General features: G+C 57.2%; 3 protein-coding genes. All 3 read left to right on the plus strand.

Features of this window, described 5'->3' with window-relative positions:
* Positions 1-14: 14 nt before the first annotated feature.
* Complete coding sequence (locus AC6R19_RS14300; RefSeq protein WP_500580514.1) at positions 15-4,367, plus strand: beta-helix domain-containing protein; 4,353 nt, start codon at positions 15-17, stop codon at positions 4,365-4,367.
* Between the two features lie 444 nt (positions 4,368-4,811).
* Positions 4,812-6,050 carry a beta-helix domain-containing protein gene (locus AC6R19_RS14305; RefSeq protein ID WP_500580515.1) on the plus strand — a complete coding sequence of 413 codons (1,239 nt, stop codon included), beginning with the start codon at positions 4,812-4,814 and terminating at the stop codon, positions 6,048-6,050.
* A gap of 59 nt (positions 6,051-6,109) precedes the next feature.
* Positions 6,110-6,358: helix-turn-helix domain-containing protein (locus AC6R19_RS14310; protein ID WP_500579929.1), on the plus strand; the 249-nt coding region annotated here is incomplete at its 3' end.

Here is a 6,358-nt window from a genome sequence, read left to right on the forward strand (position 1 = left end):
AACCAGGTGATCCTATGTTCACAGATAAAACAAAATTCCCGTCGCTCCCCCGTGGACTACTGCTGGCCGCCAGCGCCCTGCTGCTGGCCGCCTGCGAGGGGGAGGTATCGGACGATATCGCCCAGGAAGACTCCCTGGAAATCAGCCTGCAGCAGTGCGAGGTGGTGATAGGCGGCGTGGTGGGCACGCCCACGGACCCCGTCGTGGTCGACGGGGTGGAAACCCGGGCCTGCCTGCTCGATACCGATGCCGGCCAGATCGGTGAGGTTAGATTGAAGGTCAGCCACAATTTCGAACCGCTGGTGTGGGTGCTGGACGGCATCTACGAAATCGGCCAGAGCAAAACCTACGCAACCCTCGCCGAATTCCAGCAGGACAGTCGCTATAGCGTCAGCTCGTCGACCAGCATACCCTTGTATGCGCGGGAAGGCACGGTAGTTGTTGTCCACCGCAATGGGGGAGCTGGGGCAAATATTGAATCCATCGATGACAATAACACCGGTGGCGGGGAATGGGCCGGTGTGGTCGTCAATGGCATCGGTTGGCATCCGGACTGCGGCGCCAATGCCAGTTCAACCGACTTTTGCAATATTGAAGGTGACTGGGGTTACTTCGGCGGTCTTTCGCAGGCGGAGAGCAACGATGCCAGCGCGCTGCTGGAAAATGGCACGGGATTTGGAGCCTATGTGGCGGAGGCCGGGGGCGAGCCCGCCAGCGGCGCCTCGCTCTCTGCGGCGCTGACCTTCAACGCACCGATCCGGGCGGGCGCAGGTGTCATTGGCAGCGGTGTATATCACAGTGCCAAGAACGGCCTGGAGCTGAACGGTGGGGCCGCAAATATATCCAGTTCTGCATTGGGAAATCAGGGCCATGCCATCTACTGGCACAGCGGGTTTAGCGGCGAGTTTTATAGAGTCAGTCATGGTAGCGCGATTATCCACCACGATGCCGATGCGGCGGCGCTGCGAGGAGACAGCAGCGGCAGCGTTGTTGCTATCCGAGAGCTGACGCTGGTGGACAAATCCCTGAATGCCGGCACTGCGATCGAGTTTTCCGGTGGCGGTGATATCAGTATCGACAATATGGTTGTGCAGGGCTTCGGCACCTGCCTGTCCATTGGCGATAGCGCCACCCAGGTCGAGGTCAGCAACAGCGTTTTCTACTGCACGGAGACCACCCTGCCCGCCGGTGACGGCGTCGACTATGCGAGCCAGGCCCTTGCCCAGGCCAGTAATGTGTATACGGCCAACCCGGACCTCACGAACAAGCTGGAAGTGGATAACGTCGCTATCTCGGATGTAACAGGGGCCAACTTGCAAAGTGCGGCTTTCAACACTACTGAGGTACATGGTTACGAATTCGGCCTTTACTACGACCCCTGCTACGGCGTGGGTACGCCACTGGAAGAAACGGTCACCATCGGCCAGGCGAGCTACAACGTCTGCGAACTGAAAGGCCAGGTCGCCGGCAACCTCTATTTCGACGACGACATCAACGGCGAACTGGTAGCCTGGCGCATCAACGGCGCCGTCATCCTGGGCAGCGATTTCAGTGCACTGGACGCGGCGCAGCAGCGGGCCGCCCTGGCGGAGCCGCATCAGGTCGTTATGGATGGCAGCTCCAGGATACTGCTGGGCGCCGGCTCGGCCCTGACGGTGAATCCGGATGTGGCCTTCCGGGTGCTGGGCACCGCGGAAGACCCGGTGGAACTGGAGTCGCACGGGCTGGAGGAAAACTGGGATGGTATCACCGTTAACGGCCTGGCGGACAGCTGTGCCAGTACCGAGGTGTGCCAGCTTGCGCAACGGAAGTTTGTGGATATCAACTACCTGCGCCTGCTGAAAGCGGGCAGCGGCCGGCCGGCCCTGGCGTTGAACGAGGTCGGCGCCGCCGGTGAGGTCAACTACCTGGATATTGCCGATTCCGCTGGCGACGGCTTGGCCCTGAGCGGCGGCGCGGCCAATATCGACAACCTGTTGGTATCCCGTGTGGCCGGTACTCAGGTGCAGTGGAGCAACGGCTACCGCGGCACCCTGCAGTACGCCATTTTGCAGTCCGGCGACAACAGCCTCGGCCACGCCCTGCACGGCCGCAACAATGCCGCCGACCACGACGCCGCCCCGCGCTCGCGCCCGGTGATGGCCAATATCACCGTAAAAGGTGCGGACACCGCGGACACCGCCATACTGTTGGAGCAGGGTTCCGGCCTGCTGCTGTACAACTCGGTAGTGGCAGACTTCAATACCTGCCTGGATATCGACGACCAGTCCACCGCCGACCTGCAGTACACCGACCCGGCGCAGATCTACTTCGACAATGTGGTGCTCGACTGCGACGCCACAGTGCCCGCGGAAGACGAAGACAGCGGTATGGACTTCGCCACTGCCACCCGGAGCCGGAGCGGCGTCTACGAAGTGGCCGCGGTGCTGGACAGCAACTTCGTTGCCACCGGTGAGAGTATCCCAGGTATCGAGCCCAGTATTGACTTCACCCTGGTGGGAGCTGTAGCCAGGTACCTGAACGCCCGAGTGGGCTATATGGGCTCGGTGCGTGACTCGATAGACGACTGGTACCTGGGCTGGAGTGATTCCGTTGGCGTGCTGTTGGCGGCTGAGTGCGATTTTATGGGTGTTCTGGAAGAAGATTATATATTCAAATCGGATGTCGGCTTTCCCGCTGTTCTCGACGCTGGCTTTCCTATCGGAAATTATTTCCCCGATCGACCGGTCTGTGGGTTGCGAGGTACCATTACCGAGGGTTTGATACTGAGCACCTATACCGGCAACGAACGATTGGCGGCAGAGAACGGCGAGCAAATTACCCAAAGAATTGAATGGGCTCCGGGCTTGCCCGCAACGGTGGTGCGCGATCCGGTGCCCACAGTATGGCTGCTTAACGGCCTGGTGCGTGTCGGCGAAGGGCATTTTGAAATCACTGACCCGGACCAGCTGCAAGCAATGAAAGAGAACCCGGTCACACTGGAAATCAAACCCTCCGCCGATGTTGTGGCCACTGCCGGTGGCGGCCTGCATATCACCCGCGGCGGCGCGCTGCTGGCCCTGGGCGAAGTGGAGCTGTTGGGCGATGCCGATACGGACATGCTGGGGCCGGTGGGCCTGAGCGGAACAGGCCCCTGGCGCGGCCTGATCGTCGACGGTTTCGGCCGCAACAACCAGTGCCCGGATGCCATGGCCGAGCCGGGCACCCGTGTCTGCAATATCCAGGGCGAGTTCGGCTACTACGGTGGCTACGACAACAACCATGGCAACCTCTGGATCGAGAACCTGGAAATGGAGGACGGCCGCGTCCAGCTGAACAGCGTGGGTGGCGGCAGCGAGATCCACAATTTCGCCTTTGCCAGTGCCCTCAATAACAAAGCCGAGGAGAGTTTTGGCAAACCTGCGATCGAGCTCGATGGCGGCGCGGTCAATATGCGTAACCTGTATATTGATTCCAGTTCCAGCAGTTCGCGCGGTCTAGTGGGCGGAGGCCTTATCCGCTGGAACCACGGCTATCAGGGCACCCTGCAGTCCCTGTGGCTGGCTATGCAAACCAGGATGGACTTTGCGGGAACCGACGCGAGCGGCAACTACCGCACCGTTTACCAGGAAACTGACGGCGGCGTTACCACTGCGCATTTTCATCCGGTAATACACGGCATCAACGGTTCTGCGGGCCACGAAAACGACCTGCCCCGTTCCGCGCCGACCATTGCCAATCTGTCCCTGAGATATACGGAAATGCTTCCCGAGCGTTACCCCGATGCACTGAGTGCCATGATCGAATTGTCGGGTGGATCTGGCCTTTACCTGTATAACAGCGTACTCAGTGCCAGAAAAAGCGACTACGAGTGGAACAACAGATTCGACAACCCGTACCCGATTGGATTTGGCATGGCACCGGACTGGTGCGTCAAGACCGATGGCAGTGTCGAGGCACTGGTGGGGGAGGCGGTGATCTTCGACCAGGTGGCGCTGGGCTGTACACAGTTCTCCAATAGCGTTGCACTGGAGCAGGCATTCAATGCGAGTTTTACCAGCGAAACTGTGACCAACATTGCCGGCACTATCAGTGATCTCGTTTCAGTGGAAGGGCGGGAGGTCTCCGCCGATATCTATCGCTTTAACTGGGCAATTGGTTTTCGGGCCAGAGAAGAAGACTATGCGGGTGTGGAGGGCGTCGTCCGGTTTGCCGGTTGGGGAAATCGCAGATATGCGACTCCCGACGTGATCAACCTGGGTGAGGCAGTATTGGATTACTCGGAATCGAAGACGGTGAATCGGGACTTTATCCTGGATACCAATTACTTCGGTGTGCTGGATTACTTTATTCCGATCAATGCCGGATACCAGATAGCGTCGGACTGATTCCAGGGGTTTCACCTGGGTAAGCGAAAAGCCTAATTTGCCCCGGATTATTCCGGGGCTTTTTTTATCTACTGATGTGAGGTGGTTAAGTGAAAGGCAGGGCTTATAGCGTTTTTATTTTATATTTATTTTTTCTTACTTTGTGTAGGGTATGTATTTAAAGGTTCACGAAAAATTAAGTCGCGTAATTGTGTTTAAAGAGTCTGTGCGTTCTGTTTATAACTTCTCGTTGTTTTTTGAGGTGGTTAACTTTTTATTTGTTCTGGTTGTATATTATTTTCTTCACAGTATTTTTGTAGCCTTTAATTGCCGGTTATGGATTGATCCGGTTTTATCTGGAAGTTGTTTTTTCCGGTAAATGCAATCATCACTTGTTTGCGTGGAGAGGCGTTCATAGAGTCCTCTGCGAAATTTCTGGATTAATAAACTTGGAAGGACCTTCTCATGAAAAAGACTATCCTGTCTCTGAGCCTGATGGCGCTGGCCTCTGTGTCCAATGCCGCAGAGGTTACCCTGGGTCTAGATCTTACCTGTAACGAAAACGGTACTGATCTTGGCTATGTGTCTTTCAATGGCGGAACCTATCTCAACTGTGAACTCCCGACTTCCATTGTCGAAGGCAGCAATACTGTTGTGCTGGCAAAGGAAAGCGGTTTCACTTCCGATCCGATCGTCTGGACCCTGCCGGGCATCGTGGTTGTCGGTAACGGCAATGCCCAGAACGCCAACCCGAGCACTGTCGACAAAACCGTGCTGAAGATCGAGGCCGGTGCCCAGATCGCCGGTGCCCAGGAAAGTGAGTCCGCACTGGTGATTTCCCGCGGTGCCCAGATTGATGCCCAGGGTACTGCCAGTGATCCGATCGCATTCTCGTCCATCGACGATAATATGAACGAATCCGGCGAATGGGGCGGCCTGGTAATCGCTGGCTTCGGCGAGAGCAATAACTGCCCCAGCGCCAGTGGCGTGGACAGCTGCCAAATGGAAGGTGTGGCCTCCGGTTACTACTACGGCGGCGGTGCTTACCTGGATGAAAGCATGAGCAGCGGTACTCTGGAGTATGTCGTAATTGCTGAAGGCGGCCACGAAGTGGCTACTGGCAGCGAGATCAATGGCCTGACCCTGTACGCTGTCAACAGCAGCACCACCATCAACAATGTGCACGTTCACAACAATGCGGACGATGGCGTGGAGTTCTTCGGTGGCGATGCCGCAATCACCAATATGTGGATGACCTGTAACGAAGACGACAGCGTGGACTGGGACGAGGGCTATCAGGGCTTCCTGGTGAACGTCAGCATCGCCCAGGGTGATAACGCCGGTTACGCCCTGGAGCTGGCCAATAACCCCGATAACGACGACGCACTGCCGCGTGCCAGCGGTACTATCTACGGCATGAGCATCGACTACATCGGCACCGGGACCCCGGCCAATGTACCCTTCAAGCTGAAGGAAGGTACCGACGCCACCTTCCAGAACGTGGTCGTAGGTGTTGGTTACGATGCGATTAGCTGCGACGAAACCAGCGGTGCCTATGCCAGCGCTTCCGGTCAGTGGAGTGTCATCGAATACGGCTGCACCCCGGTTGACGGCGATCCCTCCTCTTGGGATATGCCGGCCTCCAACACCAGCGCAACCGGCTTCACCGCCTCCTCCTTCTGGTCAGCGCCGGCTTGCGACTGATCTGATTCGACATACTAACGGGGCGGAAATAATCAATACAACATGGTATCATGGCGCGCATGAAATACGACGCCAGAAAACTTAGCACAGAAGAGCAGCACCTCATACGAAAAATCGCCGTTCAGCGCGTATTTGATGGGGAGTCTGCAGCAGAAGTCACTCGTAGTTTGGGACTGGGTAGCAGAACCATTTTCCCGTGGTTAAAAATTGCACGGGAAAAAGGCATCGATGCATTGGCACCTAAAGCTAGGCCGGGGCGTGGCAGAAAGCTGTCTCCTATCGAGGAGCAAGAAGTCAAACGCTGGGTT

The sequence above is a fragment of the Microbulbifer sp. SE14 genome, assembly GCF_059834885.1.

What these genes read in the sequence shown, in the direction of transcription:
- AC6R19_RS14305 (WP_500580515.1), top strand. Translation starts at nt 4,812, where the DNA reads ATGAAAAAGACTATCCTGTCTCTGAGCCTGATGGCGCTGGCCTCTGTG.
- AC6R19_RS14300 (WP_500580514.1), top strand. Translation starts at nt 15, where the DNA reads ATGTTCACAGATAAAACAAAATTCCCGTCGCTCCCCCGTGGACTACTG.